This is a genomic window from Shimia sp. (assembly GCF_039969785.1).
Taxonomy (GTDB): domain Bacteria; phylum Pseudomonadota; class Alphaproteobacteria; order Rhodobacterales; family Rhodobacteraceae; genus Shimia.
Window position 1 is genome coordinate 68680 of record NZ_JBDVNC010000033.1, and the last position, 23214, is coordinate 91893.

Genomic DNA, 23214 nt, shown 5'->3' on the forward strand with positions numbered 1-23214 from the left:
TGCAGTCTGTTTTTACCCAAGGTGCTTGATCAGCAGTAGAATAGCAGCAATAAATTGCAGTGCCACCCCACCTAATCCAAGCCAAATTATCCATGCTGTCATCCTGGCCTCCAATTGCTATGCCATCAACATAATCTAAAATTGAAGTTAGCGCAAGGTTAGCGTGCTAACTTTTCTCTAACTTTGCGGGCGAGAGACGAAGCGACGATATTTGATTTAGAGCGGCGGAGTCATGGGCTTTCGCCACGTGAGGCGAGAATATGAGCCTGCTAAAAACAAAACCCGCCACGGTGCTGTGGCGGGTTTTTTGATTTTCCGGGTGGCAGATGAAACCGACGCAATACCGACATAATACCGACGCGCTGCCGATGTGGGGTTTAGCCCTTGAGTTTTTGTGCGACCAGCTGGTTCACGGCCTTGGGATTGGCCTTGCCGCCGGTGGCTTTCATCACCTGACCCACGAACCATCCGGCCAGTTTCGGGTTCTCTTTGGCCTTTTCGACCTGCGCCGGATTGTCAGCGATGATCTGGTCCAAAGCGGTCTCAATCGCGCCGGTGTCAGTAACCTGTTTCATGCCGCGTTTCTCAACGATTTCAGCAGGTTCGCCGCCTTCGGTATAGACGATTTCAAACAGGTCCTTGGCGATTTTGCCGGAAATTGTCTCGGCCGAAATCAGCTCGATAATGCCCCCCAGCTGCGCCGGAGAGACCGGGCTGTCGGTGATATCGTGGTCTTCTTTTTTGAGCCGTCCAAACAGTTCGTTGATGACCCAGTTTGCCGCCAGTTTCCCGTCACGCCCCTCAGCCACAGCTTCAAAATAAGCCGCCGATTCCGCATCCGCCGTCAACACGCTCGCGTCATATTCGTTCAGCCCGAAGTCATTGACAAAACGCGCTTTTTTCTCGTCTGGAAGCTCTGGCAAGGTGGCTGCAATGTCGTCCACCCAGCCCTGTTCAATCTCCAGCGGAAGCAGGTCAGGGCAAGGGAAATAGCGATAATCATGCGCCTCTTCCTTAGAGCGCATTGACCGGGTTTCGTTTTTATCGGGATCGTAAAGGCGCGTCTCCTGATCCACCGAGCCACCAGCCTCGACAATTGCGATCTGGCGGCGGGCTTCATATTCGATTGCTGCCTGAATGAACCGCATCGAGTTCATGTTCTTGATTTCACACCGCGTCCCCAGATGCGAGAAATCCTGTGTTTCCATATACTTCTCGTGCTGTCCGGCCCGACACACCGACACGTTCACATCTGCCCGCAGGTTGCCGTTTTGCATGTTGCCATCACATGTACCCAGGTAGCGCAGGATCTGGCGCATCTTGGTGACATATGCCGCGGCTTCTTCGGGGCCGCGAATGTCAGGGCGGCTGACGATTTCCATCAGCGCGACACCGGTCCGGTTAAGGTCCACAAAGGACATGTTCGGATCCATGTCGTGCACCGATTTGCCCGCATCCTGTTCCAGATGGATACGTTCAATACGCACTTTGCGCGCCACGCCCGGCCCCATGTCGACGATGATTTCACCTTCGCCAACAATGGGTTCATATAACTGGCTGATCTGATAGCCCTGAGGCAGGTCGGGGTAGAAATAGTTTTTGCGGTCAAAGGCCGATTTGAGATGGATTTCAGCCTTGAGGCCAAGCCCCGTGCGCACCGCTTGTTCCACGCAATATTCGTTGATGACGGGCAACATGCCGGGCATTGCCGCGTCCACAAATGCCACGTTTGCATTGGGCTCTGCGCCAAATTGGGTGGACGCGCCGGAAAATAGCTTTGCGTTGGAAGATACCTGGGCGTGTACCTCCATACCAATGACCAGTTCCCAGTCATGTTTGGCGCCCGCGATGATCTTGGGCTTGGGGGTTTCATAGGTCAGGTCGAGCATCGCTCCGGCTCCTTGAATAACTGGCTGGTCTGCGTTCTAGGCCAGCCAAGGTGCAGGAGCAAGAGGGGAGCGGCTCAGGGGTTGATCTGAGTGATGCCGTCTGGTGTGAAATACACGGTTTGCCCAGCCTGCAGGCTGGTCAGGAATGGCATCGCCACCGCATGCAATGCGATTTCTTTACCTTTCTGTGCCAGACGTTCCTTGGAAATAATCCGGGATGTGTTTTCAAAGCCAATTTCAGCATGTCCCCAGATCAAGGGGTGAATTTCGCGCAGATGTTCACGCACGACCATGTCAAAACCTTTGCGCAGTGCCGGGGGTAAATCTTCGCGTAACCCGTCGTCGTAATATTGTTCCCGCGCGGTTTGCCAGCTGCGGAACAGGTGGGCGGCCATCAGATTGGCAATATGTTGATCCTGCACCCGTTCCAGAACATCCGTGACACCGTCCAGAAAATACTCGACCTCCAGCATCTCAAGACCTGTGGGATCGACAAGAAGCGCGTCAAACCACACCCATGCATATCCACCAGCGCCCCAGATGTCATAAGTTTGCGCAGCCACACGGCGCGCTTGCAGGTCGAGCTGTTCAAAATCGCCATACCAGCGCGGCAAAAGATAGTTTCCGAGCGCCCGCATGTGACGCGGATTGGTGGGGTCCAGGGCGATCAGCGACTCAAATTCGGTACTTAGCCGGTTTGCAGGATGCGGGTTGCCAGGCAATAAAGCACACCGCGCCGCCGAAAGGGCGGGCGAGTGATACTTTTTGGGGCAAAACCGGTCCAGAATGTCGGAAGCCCGGTCAAAATGTGCCTGAAACGCCTCGCGGTTGATCTCGCGTACGTCTTCTTTGGCGGCGGCACCACGCCAGGCCCAACCGATGTCGATATGCATATGCGCGACAACCAGTGCCAGCGCATAGCTGTCAGGGAAGTCTTCGAGCACGTATTCCAGTGCTTCGATGCCGGCAAAGAAGTCAGCGTCTTTGGCCGGGCTTCCATGCAAAAGGGCGTGTTCAGCGGCGCGAACCACATCGGAACGTGCGCCAAACACCATCAGATCCGACAATGGCGTGCCTGCTTTTGTGGTGGCGCGATTCTGATCATGTGTCCGAATCAGATCTTCAAGTTCTTCCCACATTTCCTGACGGGCCAGAAACAAACCGCGTTCGCGAGTAGCCTCGCTTTCGACCTGATCTGCAGTTGCGGTGTTGACGGGAATCAGAAGTCGTTCCTGCAGATCGCGATACGTATGATTGCCTTCTTCAGGCAGAGGTTCACCCTTAGCACGACGCGCAATTGGCAGCTTTCGCGTCAACATCTGAAGTGCCGGGGCGGCGACGCCGGACGCACCTTCTTTGTCTGATGAAAAGAGTTTCATTTTGTCGGTCTGCTCCTGTAGTTGCAAACACTATGAAACCTGTTTCAGGCTAAAAAAGGGCACCAAATTGAAATCATAAGGTCAGGGGTGCGATTGTGCAAAAATGTGTCATATCACCCTGAAATGGTGGCGTTCGGTTTTGATACCTCGTTCCTTGAACGCTTCTTCCAGAGCTTTGTGCGACGGCAAAACATCTTGTGGAATCCGCATCTTAGAGCCGTCTTCTAACGTCAGAGAAACGCGAACAGAAACGTCCAGCCGGGTGTCAAAGCGCGCAGAGGCGATCTTGTCCAACCCTACTTCGGCGGTTTGGGTTGCGCTTTTCCAGGACAAGTGTCGATCATTTAGCTCAAATGTGGCAACCGGGTTCAGCAACACGTCAAAAAAGGCCGGGATGGCAAACAGCGAAAGCAGAATCAAAACCCATGTCATCGTCCCGATACTGTACAAAAACAGCAGCAAAAGAGCCGCCAATGCAAGCGCGCCAAAGGTGCGCGGATTGCGACCTTCGTTGCGGTGGGTCAATGGCGCGACCAAGCCTCAAGCACCCCGGATGCGAGTGATCATTTCGGTCGCGTCCGGGCTCAGGCCAGCTTGCCCCGCGATCCGGTCAAGTTCACCCCTGATCAGGTCCTGACGTTCCTGATCATAGCGACGCCATGTCTGGAAAGCGGTGCACATGCGCGCCGTGGTTTGGGGGTTTACAGGGTCCAGACGGATTAACCAGTCGGCCATCAATGTGTAGGAGGCGCCGCCGCGATGGTGGAACCCGGCATGATGCATCTGAAGGGCGCCCATAACAGCGCGGAACCGATTGGGATTTTTCCAGTCAAAATCCATGTGATTGGTCAGCCGGCGCGTCGTTTCGGCTGCGTCCTCTGGTTTGGCGTGAAGAACCTGAAGGCTGAACCATTTGTCGATCACAAGACGATCATCGCGCCATTGATCGTAAAAGGCATTCAGGGCGTCCTGACCCTGACCTGCATCGATTAGTGCGCCAAGCGCGGAAAGCTGTTGGGTCATGTTTTCAGCGCTGGAATATTGATTGGCTGCCGTTGCGCCGCTGTCGGAGCGCGTGATCAGCGCCAACGCCGCGTTTGACAGGGCACGATCGCCTGCGGGTCCGGCCTCGGGAGAGAACGGGCCGCTTACCTGATGACGGGCATACAGGTCGGGCAGGATGTCGGAAATATGCGTCGCCTTGGCGTCGCGCAACGCTTCGCTGGCTGTATGAATGGCCTCGGGATCGGGCGTATGCCCGTTTTCGCTAAGTAATGCCGCCAGTTCTGATTGGGTCGGTTGCCCTAACATCAGGGCGCGGTAGGCCGCATCAAGAGTGTCGTCCTGCAACACGGTTTTCAGGCCCTCAAGATAGGCTGCTGACGGCACCGCGCCGTCTGTGACGCTTTTTAGCAAAGAGTCTTGAGCGAGCATTCGACCAGCTTCCCACCGGTTAAACGGATCGGTGTCATGGGCCAGCAAAAAAGCGCGCCGGGTATTGTCGATCTCTTGCTCAAGCATGACCGGGGCAGAGAATTCCCGCAGGATCGAGGGCACCGGACGGGTGGCGTGACCGGGGAAGGCAAAACTTTGCTCTGGCTCGGTGAGTTCCAGAATTGTCGTGGGCTGTACCTCGTCCCCGTTGGGGTTGAGCAGGCCGACGGCCACGGGGATCACTTGTGGGTCTTTGTCTGTTTGACCCGGGGTCGGGGCCGTTGATTGCGACAGATGCAAGGTGAAAGTATCGCCGTCATATTCCTCGCGCACCGTGACGCGCGGCGTGCCCGATTGCGCGTACCATCGTTGGAATTGCGTCAGATCGCGCCCGGTGGAGTCTTGAAACACCGCGATCCAGTCTTCGATCGTGGCGGCATCGCCATCATGGCGTTCAAAATAGAGGTCGAGTGCCTCTGAATATGCGTCGTCGCCCACCAGCGTTTTCAGCATACCGATGACTTCGGCGCCTTTTTCATACACCGTGGATGTATAGAAGTTGTTGATTTCCTGAAAGCTTTCGGGCCGAACCGGGTGGCTCAGCGGTCCCTGGTCTTCGGGGAATTGCCGCCCGCGCAGGGCAAGTACATTTGAGATACGCGCCACGGACGCCGACCGCATATCCGCCGTGAATTGCTGATCGCGAAAGACGGTCAGACCTTCTTTGAGGCACAGCTGGAACCAGTCTCGACAAGTGATGCGATTGCCCGTCCAGTTGTGGAAATATTCATGCGCAATGATCGCCTCGATGCGTTCAAAATTGGCGTCCGTGGATGTTTCCGGGCTGGCCAGAACACAAGACGAGTTAAAGATGTTTAACCCTTTGTTTTCCATAGCACCCATGTTGAAATCATCCACGGCAACGATGTTGAATTCGTCCAGATCATACTCACGCCCATAGACATCTTCGTCCCATTTCATGGATTTCTTGAGCGCTTCCATACCATACCCGCATTTGAGCTCGTCTCCCGGACGGACCCAAATGGCAAGGCTCACGTCCTTGCCCGACATGGTGGTGAAACTGTCCTGATGGGCGACCAGATCGCCCGCGACCAATGCAAAAAGGTAGGCAGGTTTTGGCCACGGATCCTGATAGATGGTCAGGTTTGATGCTGGTGACCGGGTTTGATCCTGTGCGTCATACATCCCGTTGCCGTTCGACAACATGACCGGTGTATGGTCGGTTGTGCTTTCGATGCGGACGGTGAATTGCGCCATCACATCCGGGCGATCAGGATACCATGTGATCTTGCGGAACCCTTCGGCCTCGCATTGCGTGCAATACATGCCGCCTGACATGTAGAGCCCCTCAAGCGCGGTGTTGGCCGAAGGATTGATTTCAACCTCTGATTCCCAGTTGAAAGGCGCGTCGGGCACGTCAGCCTCGATACCGCCGTCAACCGTTCGCAACGTGACCTCGTGGCCATCAACCTTGTTGTAAATCGGTTTCAAACCTTCGCCATGCAGGAAAAAGCGCCGGTCGGGTACGTCGTAATCAGGGCGGAACCGGATTCTTGAGATCACCCGCGTGGCCGTTGGATGCAATCGGAAGGTCAGATGGACGTCGTCAATAATCCAGCCAAAAGGTTTGTAGTCCTTAAGATAGATCGTCTGAGGAGTATCGTCGCGCATGAAACCATCCTGTAAAAGTGTCTGCCCCAGATGTAGCGCATCGTCGCGCACCCGCAAGGGGCCATGCGAAAGCTAGGCATTTCATGAAACTGTTCGCCCGGTTTCTTGAAAATCAATAAAATGTCTTTGGTCAAATCAATGGCGCAGTTTTGTTGCGTCAAGGAAACCCATGATCTAAGGGGAAGGTATACAGCGGTGCACAACAAAGGTGATACATGACGACGCGGATCGAAAAACACGGGCTTAAGGTGGCTGAAAGCCTGGTCGACTTTATCGAACAGCGGGCCTTGCCCGGAACAGATGTGACGCCGGATCGTTTTTGGGCAGGGCTGAGCACGCTGGCGCATGATTTTGGACCACGCAACCGGGCATTGCTGGCCGAGCGTGAAGCCATTCAACAAAAGCTGGACGGTTGGCACCTGAGCAACAAAGGCAAAGCCCATGATGCGGCGGCCTATGAGGCATTTCTGCGAGAGATTGGGTATCTCGTGGAAGAGGGACCGGATTTTGCGATTGAAACCGAAAATGTGGATCCCGAAATTGCCACGGTGCCGGGGCCGCAGCTTGTTGTGCCTATCACCAATGCACGGTTTGCGCTGAACGCTGCCAATGCGCGTTGGGGTAATCTTTATGACGCCCTGTATGGAACAGATGCATTGGGCGACCTGCCATCGGGTAAAGACTATGACGAAGATCGCGGCGCACGGGTGATTGCCCGGGGCAAAGCGTTTCTCGACGGTGCTGTTCCGCTGAACGGTGCAAAATGGGCCGATGTGACCGATATTCAGGCAGGCGAGACGCTTGAGATTAAAACGGCGGATGGGCCTGTCGGATTGGCCGACAAAGCCCAGTATCTGGGTCATATGGAATCCGATGGCTGGCGCGGTGCGTTGTTGGAAAACAATCGTCTGAAAATTGAAATTCTGATCAACCCAGAGGTTGGGCCGGGCAAAACAGATGCGGCTGGCATTGCTGCTCTGGCGATTGAGTCCGCTATGTCGGCGATTATGGATTGCGAAGATTCCGTTGCTTGTGTTGATGCCGAAGACAAAATTGTCGCTTATTCCAACTGGCTTGGTCTGATGAAGCGCGATCTGAGCGAAGACGTCACTAAAAACGGCGAGACCTTTACCCGTAAGCTTTATAACGACGCCACCTATACCGCGCCCGACGGCAGCCCCTTTACTGTGAAATGCCGGTCGTTGATGTTGGTGCGCAATGTCGGCCATCTGATGACGAACCCGGCCATTTTGGATCGGGATGGAGGTGAAATTGGCGAGGGTCTGATGGATGCGCTGATCACTGTTATGATCGCCATGCATGATCTGAAGGCAGAAGGCGGCAATTCGGAACACGGATCGGTTTATATCGTAAAGCCCAAGATGCACGGCCCCGAAGAAGTTGCCTTTGCCAATGAGATTTTTGGCAAGGTTGAGGACATTCTGGGGCTGCCGCGCAACACTGTGAAAATGGGCATCATGGACGAAGAGCGCCGCACCAGCGTGAACCTGAAAGAGTGTATTCGGGCCGCGAAATCCCGGGTTGCCTTTATCAACACCGGGTTTCTGGATCGCACCGGCGATGAAATCCATACGTCGATGGAGGCAGGGGCCTTTTTGTGTAAGGGCGATATGAAGACCACAAAGTGGATTCAGTCCTACGAAGATCGCAACGTTGATATTGGTCTGGCCTGTGGATTGCAGGGCAAGGCGCAGATCGGCAAGGGCATGTGGGCCATGCCGGACCTGATGCAAGCGATGCTGGAGCAGAAAATCGGACATCCAAAATCCGGGGCCAATTGTGCTTGGGTGCCATCACCCACAGCCGCGACACTGCATGCGATGCATTACCACGACGTTGATGTTCTGGCGCGTCAGGATGAGATCAAGGCGGGCGGCGAACGCGGCTCGTTGGCGGATTTGCTGACCATACCGCTGTTGGGCGGTGAAAACCTGAGCGATGAAACCATTGCACAAGAAATCGAAAACAACGCCCAGGGTATTTTGGGCTATGTTGTGCGTTGGGTGGATCAGGGTGTCGGGTGTTCCAAAGTGCCAGACATTCACGATGTTGGTTTGATGGAAGACCGCGCCACGTGCCGGATTTCCAGTCAGGCGTTGGCCAATTGGCTGCACCACGGCATTGTCAACGAAGCACAGGTTATACAGGCGATGCAGAAGATGGCTGGTGTCGTGGATCGTCAAAATCAGGCTGACCCGCTTTATCAGCCGATGGCGCCGGGATTTGACGGCGTGGCCTTTCAGGCGGCATGTGATCTGGTGTTCAAAGGACGACTGCAGCCATCCGGGTACACAGAGCCTGTGTTGCACGCACGACGTCTGGAGCTGAAGTCCACTCTATAAATCTTTGTTCCTGAAGCATTTTGAAGCTTCGGGAACGGGTCGAAACAAACTAAATCAAGTGAAAGGATTGACCATGTCAATATCGCTGAGAAAAGCCCGTGCAATCATTCGCAAGGCTTTGCAAACAGGCCGGGATATGGAGCTAAATCCATTGTCGGTTGTGGTCTTGGATGCCGGTGGCCATCTGCAGGCATTTGAACGCGAAGATGGTGCATCGCCGGGTCGGTTTCAGATCGCCCATGGTAAAGCCTATGGTGCGGTTATGTTTGGTGCGCCCAGTTCCGTGATCGGACAGGTGTCGATTGACCGCCCGCATTTTGGTGCAGCGTTGAACGGTGTTTATGGCGGGCAGGTTATTCCTGTACCGGGCGGCGTGCTTGTCAGAGACCGCAAAGGCGCGGTTATCGGTGCGGTTGGTGTTACGGGCGATACGTCTGAAAATGATGCAACCGCTGCGTTGGCAGGGATCGAAGCCGCAGGTCTTGAAGGGCAGGCGTGACTTAGGGCTTTTGCATTTGTCCCGTCGCGCCTATGTTGCAGACAGGTAAACACAAAAGAGGCTTTGAATGGCACGGCCTGTCGTCGGCATTATTGGCAACCAATACCTGATCAACGACCAATACCCGGCGCATGCCGGTGGGACGATGAATTCTGAAGCTGTTGCAAGGGTAAGCGGATGCATGCCCTTGCTTATTCCGGCAGATCCGCGATTTGTTACGGTGCCTGAGCTGTTGGAAAGGTGCGACGGTTTTATCCTGACGGGTGGGCGGCCCAATGTGCACCCTGAAGAATACGGTGAGGCCGAGACCGAGGCGCATGGAGCTTTTGACAGGGCGCGCGACGCGATTACCTTGCCATTGGTGCGCTCATGCGTCGAAAGCGGGCATCCGTTTTTAGGCATATGTCGCGGGTTTCAGGAAGTGAATGTCGCCATGGGTGGATCGCTTTTTCCTGAAATTCGGGACTTACCCGGGCGGGACAATCATCGCATGCCACCCGAAGGAACTCTGGAAGAAAAATTTGCATTGCGCCATACGGTGTCGTTTTCAGAAAACGGCGTGTTCCATCGTCTGATGGGGGCACAAACCGTGATGACCAACACGTTGCACGGGCAGGGTATCAAGCACGCTGGTTCACGCGTTGTGATCGACGGGCATGCACCAGATGGCACGCCAGAGGCAACCTACATTGAAGGCGCTCCCGGGTTCACTTTGGCGGTTCAGTGGCATCCGGAATGGGACGCGGTCAACGATCCCGTTTCTCGACCTTTGTTCAAAGCGTTCGGCGCGGCAGTGCACTCATGGGCGGATGGACGTCAAGCCTTCTCGATGCTCAGATCAGCCTGAGATTTGCGCCGACCGAAGGGGCCGCGACACGACGCGGGCTACGAGGGTATGTGGCGCCATTTGTTGACAAGATGGCGTCGGCCTCATGTCGTTTTAGGCATCGGCGCACAGTTGGACCATAGGCGGACAGGTCGGTGCGCAGTTCGGGAAATTCCTGCATCATGTCCTCGCGTTCCATGTCGCTCAGACCGGCTATCCCAATGTCCCCGGCATGAAAGCTTTCGGTCTCGACGCCTTCGGCATAGATGATCTGATGACGATCGAGCATCAGATGAATATAGGTGACAAAGCTGCGGGGCAGGGCGAATGCACGTTCGTCATCCACCATGTGGGTTGCGGAAACCAAAACTTCACGTTCTCCAAACATCAGTTCCGCGCGCCAGTCGGACACAAGAAAGCGGTGCTGGGGTGAAACCAGCAACGTGCGTTTGGCCTCGGGGAACAGCGCGGAGGTTACGGCGACGGGTGCAAACCGTCCATCGGCGGGTACAGTGCGGTCTCCGATCCAGCGGATTGGCTGCAAACCTTCGTCTTTGGTCATGACCATATCGCCGGGGCGCAATGTTTCGATCTCACGTTCGCCATGTTCCGTCAAAATGCGGGTACCAGGGGTAAAACACACGATATTTTCTATCTCCGAGAACTGAACAAGCGTGCCATCCCGAAGCTCAACAGTACCGCTAAGGCCACCATTGCTGTCATCGGAGTTGGTGATTGTCAGAGTTGAGCGATCCGCCAGACCATTCAGGTCAAGTGTATCGCCATTGGTTTCGCGGCCTTCGCCACCGACAATTACGATTGTGCCCGTGTCGCCGGTGTCAGTTATGACAAAAAGGTCGTCGCCGTTTTCGCCGTAGGCTTCATCGCCTTGACTGACATAAAGCGTGTCGTCGCCATCGCCGCCTTCCAGGCTGTCCGCGCCAGCGCCACCGGATAACGTATCGTCGTTTCTTCCGCCCAGCAGTGTGTCCGCACCTGACCCGCCATAAAGCTCGTCTTCGTGGATTCCGCCATCCAACAGATCGTCGTCAGCACCGCCAAAAAGCGTATCATTGCCTGTGCCGCCTTCTAACGTGTCATCTCCGGTGAGGCCAAAAATCAGATCATCGCCGGACCCGCCGACGAGTGAGTCATCGCCCAATCCACCAATGATCGTATCGTCGCCGCCACCTGCAAATACCGTGTCGTTGCCTGCGCCACCATCAATGCTGTCGTCGTCCCCATCGTAGACAGCATCAAAGGTAATATCGGACACCCAAACTGCCTGAGTTCCGTCGAGCCCATTTTCATAGATAATCTCGATTTCTTCGACCGGGCCTTCAATCGTGATCAGGGCCGATCCAGAAGCATCCGCCTGAGATTCGCCTAAATCCCCAGCTGTGATTGTATTGCCAGAGACAACGTCGTTGGACCCCGGCGTAATCTGAACCGTTACGGCATTTCCATCTGCGTCATAGGCGTTAACCGTGACGATGTCGCGATGGTTTGCATTCCCCCAATCGATGTCGGAGATGCGAAATCTAACGTTAGTGACTTCGTCTTCAACCTGGCTGCCTGAAGCGGCTGCGAAGTTGAGCGTCGTCGTCGAAGTCGACCCGTCGCCATTTCCAAAAAGCCTCAGCGACGAGTTTTGATCGAAACTCTCGCCGGGAGCCTGATAAATGGTGTCGGTTGTTTCGATATTGGCTTCAGCGCTGTTATTTCCAATGTCAGAAAACGAAACGCTGACATCGATCTCTCCGGTGTTCTGAGTAAACCCGGAAAAGACATCAGCGCCATCAACACCTTGATCTGACCAATTAAACTCTTGGCTGACCGAAAGCTCCGAGTCGCCGTAGACAACATCATCACCATCTGAGGCATCAATACTGTCTGCACCAAGGCCACCGAAAACCGTATCGTTACCAAGGCCTGACGCAACAGTGTCATCACCTTCTCCGGCTAATATCGAATCGTCGAGGCCGCCGGTCCCTGTACCTGTGCCACCGTCAACCACGTCGCCATTGTTGTCTGTGAATGTAACATCGATGACATCGTCAAGATCGCTCCCGTCGATCACACCATCCCACGTTGTGTAAGACGGAGCGCTGGTCACGGTTGATGCGGTCAGGGTATCGACAGGGCCGTAGTCCGGTACAAAATAAACGTTTCCATCGGTGGCAGCGTAGTACACACCCGGTTCGGCTTCGTTGGTGAAGGTGATGCCCGACCAGGTTCCGGACCATTCCCAGTTGCCGGCGCCGATGACAGTGTCTGTGGTGAACGTGACGATGGGGTCAACGATCGTGTCGCTGACGTCCAGGGAATAGTTTCCCAGCTGTACTAAATAACCTGACGGCATTGTTCTACTCCAGCCTCGCCTCGGGTCTGCGCCCGTAAGTCGATTGCCCCTAAGATGCTGGAAACGTTGGGCAACAGTTTGAGACAATTGCGATCATTTTGAAGCAGAGCCGTCATTCAGGCGGGCGCCGTCGCCTTAATCTGAAGGGTTAAGGTATTGAAAGTATGAAATTAAATGGGTCTCACAAGCCTCGGTTGTACCGGATGCCCAGCCGATGCCCAGGTTTCGCCTTGTTTGGGCAGCTGCGGCGGGATCCGGCGTCAATGAAATCGAAGCAAATGGCGTATTGTAAACCGGCGGGAAACAATGGCGGCGGTTGCTGCGTGGTTCGTGGCTGACGGCTGTCAATTCGGTGCCGGCAGCGCGTCGGTTTTCTGTCGGTATTGCGTCGGTTTCATTTTGGTAATGCGCGCAATTGAAAACAGCCGCGCACCCGAAACGGTGCGCGGCTGTCAGCAGGTGCTAGGTGTCAGAAACGCTGCGCGGTCAGATGTCGCCGCCTGCGATTTTGATCGTCTGGCCGTTGACGCTGCCGGAACCGGGGCCGCACAACCAACGTGCGGCCTGGGAAATCTCTTCTGGAGCGATCAGGCGTTTGTGCATATTGGCGCTGACCATTATTTTCAGCGCTTCGTCTTCCGAGACCCCGGCGCGGTCTTTGATGGACTGGACATTGCGCGTAATGATGTCTGTCTCGACATAGCCGGGGCAGATTGCATTAAACGTAAATGGCGTGCCCTGATAATCTTCGGACAGCGCACGCATCATACCGATGACCCCGTGTTTGGTCGCGGAATAGGCCATGCCGCCCTTGAGACCGCGCACGCCTGCGATGGATGAGATGATAATTACACGACCCCAATCGGTCTTGAACATCGAGTCAAAGCTCTCGCGGACTGTCAGAAAGGCGCCAGTCAGGTTGGTCGCGATCATATTGTCCCAGAATTCCGTATCCGTGTTGTGCAGCGCACGACCTTCGGCCACGCCTGCATTGGCAATGCAAATCTGGATTGGTCCGCGCGCGGCAACGGCGTCAGCCACGCCTTGTACGATGCTGCTTTCGTCGCGCACATCCATCACCAGCGGGTGCAGAAGATCTGTGGCAACGTCCTGCAAGACCTCTGCACGGCGTCCGGTGATGGTGACGTGCGCGCCGTCTTCGGCCAGTGCGCGCGCGATGGCCAATCCAATGCCGGTGCCGCCGCCTGTGACCAGCGCATGTTTGCCTTGCAGATGCATGTCTCTCTCCCTGTTGTCTGCGCACAGCTTATTGGGGCAGGGGCGGCGCGCAAGAAGAATGGGCACAAAGGCGCGCAGCGTCACGCGAACGATTGCGCCCGCGAATAATGAATGGACACCGAGAGAGGCAAAACACAGCGGCCAACAGGCGTAAAAGACGGCTATGCGCGCCGAAGAGAAGGCATTTGGTGACATGTGGCGCCTTGGCGGCTTGCCTTCGCGTCAATTGCTGGTAATAGCGGCACATGCTTTTAGACTCCAAAGCGACAGAACACAGGCAGGTGCGCGCCACCGACCTGTTTCGCCATGGATATCGGGCATGTCCTTGTGCACAGGAAATTGTTTAACATGTTACGCTGGTTGGATATTCCTCCGGTCTGGCTTGCTGCGTTTTTAGCATTGTCATGGAGCCAGGCCCGTTTTTTGTCGTTCGGGCTGAGCCTGGAGACTGGAGTGACGGACCTTGTCGCGGGTCTGTTGATTGGGGCGGGCTTGATCCTGATCGTGCTGGCGGCCAGCGAAATGCGGCGTCAGAAAACCACGATTATTCCGCATCTTGAGGCTGACCGCCTTGTGCAGAGCGGAATATTCTCAAAGTCACGCAATCCGATCTATTTGGGTGACGCTTTGATCCTGACCGGGTTCATTCTGTATTGGGACGCGGTTCTGGCACTTGTGTTGGTACCGACCTTTGTCTGGGTTATCGAGCGACGCTTTGTCATATCGGAAGAAGATCGTTTACGGCGCAAGTTTCGTGCGGATTTCGCGCGGTACGAACAAAAGGTGCGCCGATGGATGTAACAGAAAGGCGACGTAGTAATACGGGAAAAAACCAACGTTGCTTGTGCAACATCCGTATGCGCGATAAAAATTTATGCAAGTGCGGCATTCGCTGCTTGCAGCAATCCTGCTCTTTCACCGAAGGGGGAAAAGAAACGTGAAAATCGGAACACCAAAGGAGGTGTTTGCTGGAGAAAACCGTGTCGCGATGACGCCGGACTCTGCCAAACAGCTTCAGAAACTGGGATATGAATGCGCCATCGAAAGCGGCGCGGGGGCCAATGCCGGATTTTCGGATGCGACATACGAAGCCGCAGGCGTCGAGGTTCTAAAAACCGCAGCCGCGCTTTGGAAAGCATGCGATATCGTCGCCAAGGTGCGTCAGCCCAATGCCACCGAGCTGAAGCGTCTGACAAAAGACAAGACGCTGATTTCATTCTTTAATCCGGGCGGAAACGAAGATGGCATGGAGGCCGCGAAGGCCAAAGGTGCCAACGTGATCGCTATGGAAATGGTGCCACGTATCAGCCGCGCTCAGAAGATGGATGCGCTGTCGTCGATGGCCAATATCGCCGGGTATCGCGCCGTTATCGAAGCGGGTAACAATTTTGGCCGGTTCTTTACGGGACAGATCACAGCCGCGGGTAAAGTGCCCCCGGCCAAAGTTCTGGTGGTTGGTGCCGGTGTGGCCGGTCTGGCCGCGATCGGGACCTCGACGAGCCTTGGTGCCATCACGCTGGCGTTTGATGTACGTCCCGAAGTGGCCGAACAGGTCGAATCGATGGGCGCCGAGTTCGTCTATCTCGACTTTGAAGAGGAACAACAGGACGGAGCCGCCACCGGTGGGTACGCTGCTGTGTCGTCTCCTGAGTTCCGCGAAGCCCAGTTGGCCAAGTTCCGTGAACTGGCCCCGGAAGTCGACATTGTGATCACCACAGCGTTGATCCCGAACCGCGAAGCGCCAGAGTTGTGGACCGAAGATATGGTCGCAGCGATGAAGCCCGGTTCCGTGATTGTGGACCTTGCGGCGGAAAAAGGCGGCAACTGTAAGCTGACCGTCATGGATGAGAAGATCGTGACCGAAAATGGTGTGACCATTATCGGCTATACCGACTTCCCAAGCCGGATGGGTGCGCAGGCATCGACGCTTTATGCGACAAACATTCGTCACATGTTGACCGACCTGACCCCTGAAAAGGATGGTCAGATCAATCACGACATGGAAGACGACGTGATCCGTGGCGCGACTGTGACGTTTGAAGGTGAGATCACCTTCCCGCCACCACCGCCTAAGGTGCAGGCCATCGCGGCCAAGCCCAAAGAGGTTGTGCCGGAACTGACCCCGGAAGAAAAACGCGCCGCCGAAGTGGCCGCGTTTAAAGCGCAGACCAAGCAGCAGGTTACTCTGTTGGCTGTTGGTGGCGGGCTTCTCCTTGCGGTTGGTCTTGTCGCGCCTGCCAGCTTTATGCAGCACTTTATCGTGTTTGTTCTGGCCGTGTTTGTTGGGTTCCAGGTGATCTGGAACGTGGCGCACAGCCTGCACACGCCTCTGATGGCGGTGACGAATGCGATTTCTTCGATCATCATTTTGGGCGCGCTGATGCAAATCGGCTCCGGGTCGTTCCTGGTGATCCTGCTTGCCGCGCTTTCGGTCTTTATGGCCGGGATCAACATTTTTGGTGGCTTCCTCGTGACACGGCGCATGCTCGCCATGTTCCAGAAATCTTAAGGGGGTCGGGATCATGGAATTCGGATTTACAACAGCAGCCTACGTGGTTGCAGCTGTTCTCTTCATCCTGTCGCTTGGCGGTCTGTCAGGTCAGGAAAGCGCGAAACGCGCCGTATGGTACGGCATTGTCGGCATGGCGCTGGCGGTGTTTGCCACGCTGATTGGCCCCGGTGCCGGTCTGTGGTGGTTGTCGATCGTTCTGATCGCAGGCGGGGGCGCCATTGGTTATGTCGTGGCAACTCGCGTGCAGATGACCGAGATGCCTCAGCTGGTAGCTGCGATGCACTCTCTGGTGGGTCTTGCGGCTGTGTTTGTGGGCTTTATTGCGCATATTGAGCTGGGCAACGTCATGGCGCTGAGCCATGAAGCACGCGAAGGGCTTGAAGGATTTGCAGCATTGCTGGCGCATAAATCGTCGGTAGAGGTGTCGATCCTGCGGGTTGAATTGTTCCTCGGCGTCTTTATCGGTGCTGTGACCTTTACCGGCTCTGTTGTGGCTTATGGCAAGCTGGCTGGCAAATTGACATCGAACGCAACTAAATTGCCGGGTGGCCATTTGCTGAATGCTTCAGCGGCGGCAATTTCGGTACTGGCGCTGATCTGGTACTTTAACACTGGTGGCTTGCTGCCGTTGTTGGTGATGACAGCCGCTGCGCTGTTCATCGGGTATCACCTGATTATGGGCATCGGTGGTGCCGACATGCCGGTGGTTGTATCGATGCTGAACAGCTATTCCGGCTGGGCCGCGGCGGCGATTGGTTTCAGCCTGGGCAACGATCTGTTGATCGTGGTTGGCGCGCTGGTGGGTTCGTCTGGTGCGATCCTGTCCTACATCATGTGTAAGGCGATGAACCGGTCCTTTATCTCGGTCATTTTGGGCGGCTTTGGCGGCACAACTGGTCCCGCGATGGAAGTCGAAGGCGAGCAGATTGCGATTGAGGCTGATGGTGTGGCTGCGGCGTTGGAAGACGCTGACAGTGTGATCATCATTCCGGGCTATGGCATGGCCGTGGCACAAGCGCAGCAGAACGTGGCCGAGCTGACACGTCGTTTGCGTGCCAAAGGCAAAACCGTACGCTTTGCCATTCACCCGGTTGCCGGGCGTCTGCCGGGGCACATGAACGTGCTGTTGGCCGAAGCGAAGGTACCTTATGACATCGTGATGGAAATGGACGAGATCAACGATGACTTCCCGGAAACGGATGTTTCGATTGTGATCGGCTCAAACGACATCGTGAACCCTGCTGCACAGGAAGATCCCAACAGCCCAATCGCCGGTATGCCGGTTTTGGAATGCTGGAAATCCAAGCAGGTGTTCGTGTCTAAACGTGGTCAGGGTACGGGCTATTCCGGTATCGAGAATCCGCTGTTCTTTAAAGAGAACACGCGCATGTTCTATGGTGATGCGAAAGCCAGCCTTGATAAGTTGCTGACACTGATTGACTGATCAGGTTCTGACGGGAAGTCGTTTCCCATCTGACTGAAAATCGGAAAAGCGCCCCATTTTTGGGGCGCTTTTTTATTTCGGCAGGCTGTCCGGTCCTGTTCAGACCTTGGCCGAAAGGTCATTTCAGCCCATGCAGGATCATCGGCCACCCGAATAAAATCGATGAATTGCAGAGGGTTGCGCGTATGTATACAGTTGTATTCCGCTAACATATTGAAAAATAACATTTTTCTTTACATGGAGGTCAAAAACGGTAGGTTGCCGAAAAGACCGGAGACGCGCGATGCATACAATTGAAGATCACCCGTTACGCTATCGATTGGCCAATGAATTACACGCGCGTCCGTTTCCAACGCTGACGACGCCGTGCACAGCTGCGTTTCTGGCGGTGAAGCAAGCCGATGCTGCCGTGGTGCGGGACAGGGCGCAGGATCTGGCGCATCTGGTGGATTTGCTGGACCGTCACGGCGCTCCGCATCCACAGCCCGGCGCGACGCATTATTCCGGGCAGATTGGGCGTCATTTTCTGAAGTGGGAACAGCACACTGAATTTGTGACCTATACAATTTTCACGCCGGGGCTGAGCGCAAGGGCATTTGATCCGGCAGAGTTCGAAGTTTTCCCGGAGGATTGGTTGCACGCTGCGCCGGGGGTGCGCATGACGTCTGCGCTGATCCGTGTTGAGCCGCGCCCGGATCGTGATGCAGTGGTGGACCGGTTGGCAGATTGGTTTGTCCCGGAGAGTTTGGCGGTTTCGGATGTTCTGGATGAGGCGGCGGTTGTCGCATCGGATTTTCGCATCGATTCAGCCGGGCATATGCGTATTGCCGCACTGGTGTCACCGGGCACAGATGACCGGCGGATTGGCCGGATTGTTCAGCGGCTGTGCGAGATTGAGACCTATAAAACCGCGTCGATGATGGGGTTTGCGCGGGTGCGGGCCTTGTCGGGCAGCATGGGAGAGATCGAAGGGCGGTTGAACCGGATGATGGCGGAAATTACCCAAGGGGATGTGCCGTCGGCGGATATTCTTGATGCCCTTCTGCAAACCTCGGCTGAGTTGGAAAACATGATTGCCGAAAGCTCGTTCCGGTTTGGCGCGACGGGCGCTTATGAGGCGATTGTCAATCAGCGTATCGAAGTCATGCGGGAAGCCCGGTTTGAGGGGCGTCAGACTTTTGGTGAGTTCATGATGCGTCGGTATGATCCGGCGATGCGTACAGTGGCGTCGACAAAAACGCGCATGGAGGCGTTGGCAGAACGGGCGATGCGGGCGGGTGAATTGCTGCGGACCAAGGTCGATGTGGCTCGGTCAGCGCAAAATCAGGCGTTGTTGGAAAGCATGGATCGCCGGGCGGATCTGGCGCTGCGTTTGCAGGAAACGGTTGAGGGGCTGTCTGTGGTGGCGATCAGCTATTACGCCGTGTCGCTGGCCAGCTATGTGGCGTACCCGTTGACCGGGCCGTTAGGTATCAGCAAGGGCGTGTTGACGGCTGTTGTGACTGTGCCGGTTGTGTTGACCGTGTGGTGGATGGTGCGGCGGATCAAGGCGCGCATGCACTGATTGGTGACTGTTGCGCTTTGTTACAAAGAAACAGGCCGGATCGATCGATCCGGCCTGTTTTGATTTAAAAGCTGAAGCGCGGTTTTCAGCGACCTCGGATGCGCGGGTCAAGCGCGTCGCGCAGGCCATCGCCAAGGTAGTTCACGCTGAGCACTGTCAGCGAGATCGCAAGGCCGGGCCAAAACACACGTTCCGGGTAGTCCTGCAGGTATTGCGTTGCGTCATTCAGCAAGCGCCCCCATGTGGGAAAATCTGGTGGAAATCCCAGACCAAGAAACGACAGCGCGGATTCGGTGATGATCGCGTTGGCAATGCCCAGCGTTGCCGAGACCATGATGGGCGACAGAACATTGGGCAGGATGTGCCGGGTGATCATGCGTGAATTTGGCGTACCGATCGAGCGGGCCGCCATGATGAATTCGCGTTCCTTCAACGCCAGAACATCACCACGCACAATGCGCGCGGTTGGCATCCAGCTGGTGATGCCGATGGCGATCACGATCAGGATAAAGATGCCACGTTCCGGGCCAACGGCCGATGACAGCGGGTCGCGGAACAACAGCATCATCACCAGCAGGAGCGGCAGGATAGGCAGGGCGAGAAACAGGTCGGTCAGGCGCATCAACGGGCCGTCGAGACGTTTGAAAAACCCGGCGGTGATACCAACAAAGCTGCCCAGACCCAGCGCCAGCAGCATCGCTGTCAGGCCAACCGAGATGGATGTCTGACCGCCTGCCATCATCCGCGCCATTGTATCACGGCCCAGTTGGTCGGTGCCAAAAGGATGCGCCAGAGAAGGCCCCTGGTTGCGGGACCGGATGTCGATGAACTGAGCGTCATAGGGCCAGAGCCACGGGCCGATAAAGACCCCGAGGATGATCACGATAAAGATGATTCCGCCGAGCATGGCGCCCTTGTGGGCTTTGAACTGGTCCCAGACATCCACCCATTGGCTGCGCTGTGGGGTGGTGGGTTCCGTGTTACTTGTATCAGTCATAGCGGATCCTCGGGTCGAGCACGCCGTAGAGCACGTCGGCAATCAGGTTGAAGAACACGATCAGGAAGGCAAACATAAAGGTCAGGGTTTGCACTGTGGGCAGATCATTGGCCTGAATGGCGCCGATAAGCTGTGCGCCGATGCCGTTCACGCTGAACACCTGTTCGGTGATGATGGCACCGCCAAAGATGGCAGGCAGCCCCAAGGCGATCACGGTGACAACCGGGATCATCGAGTTTCTGAGCACATGCACCAGTACGACAACCCGTTCTGACAGCCCTTTGGCGCGGGCGGTGCGCACATAGTCCTGATTGAGGTTGTCCAGCATCGAAGCGCGCATATAGCGGCTGATCTGGGCGGTGGTTTGCAGGGCCAGAACCATCACCGGCATGATCATTTGTCGGAGCTGATACACAAAGCTGTCCCAGTCGTTCACTACATGTGTCGTGTCATAGATGAACGGGAACCAGCCCAGCTGCACTGAAAAGATCACAATCACCAGAGGCCCGGTAAAGAAGGGCGGGATCGAATAGCCGATCATGGTGATAAACGTTCCGGCCTGATCAAAGATCGAATATTGGCGGTAAGCCGAATAGATGCCGATGGGCAGGGCGATCAGGATGCCGACGATATAGGACATACCAACAACCCAGATCGTCTGGGGCAGGCGCTGAACCACAACGTCCATGACAGGTGAGCGGGTTTGCCAGCTGATAACGCGCAGTTTGCCTTCTGCAAAAGCGGTGCCAAAGTAATGGTCGATCAGAACCTGCGGTTCGATCCAGAAGAACTGCACCAGCCATTTCCAGAACCGGATGTACATCGGTTCGCCCAAGCCAAGGGCGAGGCGCATCTTTTCTTTGACTTCGGGGGGCACGGTCAGCGGGACCTGTGCCATCGGATCGCCCGGCGCCAGTTCCAGCAACAGGAAGATGACGAGGCTGATAAACAAAAGCGTCGGGACCGCGAGGATCAGACGTCGAATGGTGAAGGTCAGCATATGTGGCGCCTTTATGCGTCAGTGTCTTTTTATCGTTGAGCGTCGGGCAGCGACCTGCCTACCCGGCACCAGATAGAAAAGGGGCGGGCACCATGCCCGCCCCAAATCCGTGGGTTACTTGACCCGATGCCAGTCGGCAACGTTCCAGGTTTCCGCATCCCATGTATTCAGGACAACGCCGCCCAAAGAGTTGGCATGTGCGGAAACACGACCGCGATCCACCAGAGCGATGATGACGTGCGAGTCTTTGGTCAGCATGTCATTCAGCTTTTTGGAGAGCTCATAACGCTTTTCCAGATCAGACGTCTTGGAAAGCTCTGCAATCATGGCATCAAACGCAGGGTCACAGTAGCGGTTGATGTTTTCACCCTGCCACTGAGAATCCGGGCCCGGGAATTTGTCACAGGTGTGCTGGGACAGGTAGCTTTCCGGGTCGGTTCCGTCAAAGTTGTTGGCGTACATTTCAACGTCCGCATAAAAACGCTGGAATGTGTCGGGCGAACCCGGATCACCACCAAAGTAGACCGATGCATTCAGGTTACGCAGTTCGGTTTCAACACCAATCTCGCTCCACCACTGTTTGATCAGAGCCTGAAAGTCCTGACGTACAGCATTGGTAGATGTTTGATAGAGAAGCGACAGGCGCATTCCGTCTTTGGTGCGCACGCCGTCAGCGCCTTTGGTCCAGCCAGCATCATCAAGCAACTTATTGGCGCCCGCGATGTCTTGCGTCAGACACGCTGTGTTGTCGGATGCGTAAACAGCAGGTCCGGGAACCAGATTACAGGTCGGACGACCCGCCTGACCATAGCCGATTTCAACCAGCAGGTTGCGGTCGATGGACATCGACAGTGCCTGACGTACGTTGATGTCGGTCAGGAACGGGTGTGGATGCTTGGCAGTAGCGCGTTCGCCTTCTGGCAGGTCCGGTGACGGATCAGTCAGGTTGACTTCGATACGTTCAACCAGCGATCCGAATGCTGCAACGGTTTTGCCTTTGCCGCCTTCGGCCATTTTGGCCAATACGTCGGGTGCAAGCTGCAGGTTCCAAGCGTAGTCGAATTCACCGGTTTCCAGAACCGCACGGCCCGAAGCTGTTGCATCCCCGCCACCTTTGAAGGTCAGCGTCGCAAAGGCCGGTTTGGCCGGATCGCGGTAGTTCGGGTTGGCAGACATGGAGATCACGTCATTGGTGCGGAATTCATCCACAACAAACGGACCCGTGCCGATCGGGCCAAAGTTGGCATCGGTGCATTCAGGTGCCTTGGCGCCCATGCAATCCTTGAATTGTGCCATCTGGATGATCGGAGACTGGCCACCCATGAACGGGCCATAAGGGTTTGGTTTGGGCTCAGAGAAGTGCACGGTGACGGTCAGGTCGTCAACGACCTCAACATTGTCCACGCCTTCGAATTTGGCCAGCTGTGCACAGCCGCCTTCCGGGTCCATGCAGTAGTCGGCGGTGAATTTCACGTCGGCTGAGGTCACTGCAGAACCGTCAGACCAGAGCAGGCCGGACTTGAGTTTCCATGTGATTGACTTGAGATCTTCCGAAACGCCGCCATTGGCTGTGGTCGGAATTTCTTCGGCCAGATAGGGCACCAGCGCGCCATTCGGGTCGTAGCGGCCCAGTGGTTCGATAACCAACGCGGCAGATTCGATGTCTTTGGTTCCGCTGGACAGATACGGGTTCAAAATCGAAGGCGCTTGCCAATAGATAATGTTTACATGGCCATCTGAACCACGCTCTGCCATAGCCGCCGGGGCCATCGCAAAGGCGGCTGCAGCGCCTAGCATAAGGGTCTTAGCTTTCATCTTACACTCCTTGTTGCGCACTTGATGTGCGTAGCGGACGGTTTAAGCCCGTCCATTTTTGTGTGTCATAAGAGAAGAAAACAGATCGCTGATCGCATTAGCGAAGCCAACCGTTACAACATCCCCTCTCGACTGTAGGTATCTCAGACCAGCCGCTGGGAAATTGCAAGGGTTCCTTTCAACTTGACGTCGCGCCACT

At 55.7% G+C, this 23214-nt stretch carries 16 protein-coding genes; 7 read left to right on the forward strand and 9 right to left on the reverse strand.

What is annotated here, in order from left to right:
• Positions 1–377: 377 nt before the first annotated feature.
• The 4 genes from gatB to pepN all read right to left on the reverse strand — a co-directional run bounded on the left by gatB (position 378) and on the right by pepN (position 6394).
• Positions 378–1889 carry an Asp-tRNA(Asn)/Glu-tRNA(Gln) amidotransferase subunit GatB gene (gene gatB / locus ABJI08_RS14720; protein WP_348402596.1) on the reverse strand — a complete coding sequence of 504 codons (1512 nt, stop codon included), beginning with the start codon at positions 1887–1889 and terminating at the stop codon, positions 378–380.
• 74 nt (positions 1890–1963) lie between these two features.
• On the reverse strand, positions 1964–3268 hold the full coding sequence (locus ABJI08_RS14725) for a hypothetical protein (protein ID WP_348402597.1): 1305 nt from the start codon (positions 3266–3268) through the stop codon (positions 1964–1966).
• Between the two features lie 108 nt (positions 3269–3376).
• Complete coding sequence (locus ABJI08_RS14730; protein ID WP_348402598.1) at positions 3377–3805, reverse strand: hypothetical protein; 429 nt, start codon at positions 3803–3805, stop codon at positions 3377–3379.
• Positions 3806–3808: 3 nt separating this feature from the next.
• Positions 3809–6394 (reverse strand): aminopeptidase N, encoded by a 2586-nt coding sequence (gene pepN / locus ABJI08_RS14735; RefSeq protein ID WP_348402599.1) that lies wholly within the window; start codon positions 6392–6394, stop codon positions 3809–3811.
• Between the two features lie 215 nt (positions 6395–6609).
• Here pepN and ABJI08_RS14740 point away from each other — a divergent pair, with 215 nt between their 5' ends.
• The 3 genes from ABJI08_RS14740 to ABJI08_RS14750 all read left to right on the forward strand — a co-directional run bounded on the left by ABJI08_RS14740 (position 6610) and on the right by ABJI08_RS14750 (position 10103).
• A complete protein-coding gene (locus tag ABJI08_RS14740) occupies positions 6610–8757 on the forward strand; it encodes a malate synthase G (RefSeq protein WP_348402600.1) in 2148 nt (715 codons plus the stop codon).
• Positions 8758–8830: 73 nt separating this feature from the next.
• A complete protein-coding gene (locus ABJI08_RS14745; protein WP_348402601.1) occupies positions 8831–9256 on the forward strand; it encodes a heme-binding protein in 426 nt (141 codons plus the stop codon).
• A gap of 67 nt (positions 9257–9323) precedes the next feature.
• Positions 9324–10103: a gamma-glutamyl-gamma-aminobutyrate hydrolase family protein gene (locus ABJI08_RS14750; protein WP_348402602.1), complete on the forward strand. Its 780-nt coding sequence runs from the start codon at positions 9324–9326 to the stop codon at positions 10101–10103.
• Here the strand turns inward: ABJI08_RS14750 and ABJI08_RS14755 are convergent.
• Together ABJI08_RS14755 and ABJI08_RS14760 are read right to left on the reverse strand one after the other, a co-directional pair.
• Entirely contained in the window at positions 10090–12444 is a 2355-nt protein-coding gene (locus ABJI08_RS14755) for a Hint domain-containing protein (RefSeq protein WP_348402603.1), read from the reverse strand. The two genes, ABJI08_RS14750 and ABJI08_RS14755, sit on opposite strands and share 14 nt — an antisense overlap.
• 486 nt (positions 12445–12930) lie before the next feature.
• Entirely contained in the window at positions 12931–13683 is a 753-nt protein-coding gene (locus ABJI08_RS14760; RefSeq protein WP_348402604.1) for an SDR family oxidoreductase, read from the reverse strand.
• Positions 13684–14031: 348 nt separating this feature from the next.
• Here ABJI08_RS14760 and ABJI08_RS14765 point away from each other — a divergent pair, with 348 nt between their 5' ends.
• The 4 genes from ABJI08_RS14765 to ABJI08_RS14780 all read left to right on the forward strand — a co-directional run bounded on the left by ABJI08_RS14765 (position 14032) and on the right by ABJI08_RS14780 (position 19203).
• Positions 14032–14484 (forward strand): isoprenylcysteine carboxylmethyltransferase family protein, encoded by a 453-nt coding sequence (locus ABJI08_RS14765; protein ID WP_348402605.1) that lies wholly within the window; start codon positions 14032–14034, stop codon positions 14482–14484.
• A 136-nt stretch (positions 14485–14620) separates the two neighbouring features.
• Entirely contained in the window at positions 14621–16192 is a 1572-nt protein-coding gene (locus tag ABJI08_RS14770) for a Re/Si-specific NAD(P)(+) transhydrogenase subunit alpha (protein ID WP_348402606.1), read from the forward strand.
• A gap of 13 nt (positions 16193–16205) precedes the next feature.
• Positions 16206–17639, forward strand: a complete 1434-nt coding sequence (locus tag ABJI08_RS14775; RefSeq protein ID WP_348402607.1) for an NAD(P)(+) transhydrogenase (Re/Si-specific) subunit beta — start codon at positions 16206–16208, stop codon at positions 17637–17639.
• 283 nt (positions 17640–17922) lie between these two features.
• Positions 17923–19203, forward strand: coding sequence for a DUF3422 domain-containing protein (locus tag ABJI08_RS14780; protein ID WP_348402608.1), 1281 nt, complete (start codon positions 17923–17925; stop codon positions 19201–19203).
• Positions 19204–19288: 85 nt separating this feature from the next.
• Here the strand turns inward: ABJI08_RS14780 and ABJI08_RS14785 are convergent, their stop codons facing one another.
• The 3 genes from ABJI08_RS14785 to ABJI08_RS14795 form a co-directional block, all read right to left on the reverse strand.
• A complete protein-coding gene (locus ABJI08_RS14785; protein WP_348402609.1) occupies positions 19289–20200 on the reverse strand; it encodes an ABC transporter permease in 912 nt (303 codons plus the stop codon).
• Entirely contained in the window at positions 20193–21200 is a 1008-nt protein-coding gene (locus tag ABJI08_RS14790) for an ABC transporter permease (protein ID WP_348309593.1), read from the reverse strand. The genes ABJI08_RS14785 and ABJI08_RS14790 overlap by 8 nt, the downstream gene beginning before the upstream one ends.
• A gap of 114 nt (positions 21201–21314) precedes the next feature.
• Positions 21315–23015, reverse strand: a complete 1701-nt coding sequence (locus ABJI08_RS14795; protein ID WP_348402610.1) for a peptide ABC transporter substrate-binding protein — start codon at positions 23013–23015, stop codon at positions 21315–21317.
• Positions 23016–23214 lie beyond the last annotated feature (199 nt).

Excerpts from the sequence above, each read along its gene's own strand:
- ABJI08_RS14790 (WP_348309593.1), bottom strand. The coding sequence starts at position 21,200 with ATGCTGACCTTCACCATTCGACGTCTGATCCTCGCGGTCCCGACGCTT.
- ABJI08_RS14745 (WP_348402601.1), top strand. The coding sequence starts at position 8,831 with ATGTCAATATCGCTGAGAAAAGCCCGTGCAATCATTCGCAAGGCTTTG.
- pepN (WP_348402599.1), bottom strand. The coding sequence starts at position 6,394 with ATGCGCGACGATACTCCTCAGACGATCTATCTTAAGGACTACAAACCT.
- ABJI08_RS14750 (WP_348402602.1), top strand. The coding sequence starts at position 9,324 with ATGGCACGGCCTGTCGTCGGCATTATTGGCAACCAATACCTGATCAAC.
- ABJI08_RS14760 (WP_348402604.1), bottom strand. The coding sequence starts at position 13,683 with ATGCATCTGCAAGGCAAACATGCGCTGGTCACAGGCGGCGGCACCGGC.
- ABJI08_RS14765 (WP_348402605.1), top strand. The coding sequence starts at position 14,032 with ATGTTACGCTGGTTGGATATTCCTCCGGTCTGGCTTGCTGCGTTTTTA.
- ABJI08_RS14795 (WP_348402610.1), bottom strand. The coding sequence starts at position 23,015 with ATGAAAGCTAAGACCCTTATGCTAGGCGCTGCAGCCGCCTTTGCGATG.
- ABJI08_RS14775 (WP_348402607.1), top strand. The coding sequence starts at position 16,206 with ATGGAATTCGGATTTACAACAGCAGCCTACGTGGTTGCAGCTGTTCTC.
- ABJI08_RS14785 (WP_348402609.1), bottom strand. The coding sequence starts at position 20,200 with ATGACTGATACAAGTAACACGGAACCCACCACCCCACAGCGCAGCCAA.
- ABJI08_RS14780 (WP_348402608.1), top strand. The coding sequence starts at position 17,923 with ATGCATACAATTGAAGATCACCCGTTACGCTATCGATTGGCCAATGAA.
- ABJI08_RS14740 (WP_348402600.1), top strand. The coding sequence starts at position 6,610 with ATGACGACGCGGATCGAAAAACACGGGCTTAAGGTGGCTGAAAGCCTG.
- ABJI08_RS14725 (WP_348402597.1), bottom strand. The coding sequence starts at position 3,268 with ATGAAACTCTTTTCATCAGACAAAGAAGGTGCGTCCGGCGTCGCCGCC.
- ABJI08_RS14755 (WP_348402603.1), bottom strand. The coding sequence starts at position 12,444 with ATGCCGTCAGGTTATTTAGTACAGCTGGGAAACTATTCCCTGGACGTC.
- gatB (WP_348402596.1), bottom strand. The coding sequence starts at position 1,889 with ATGCTCGACCTGACCTATGAAACCCCCAAGCCCAAGATCATCGCGGGC.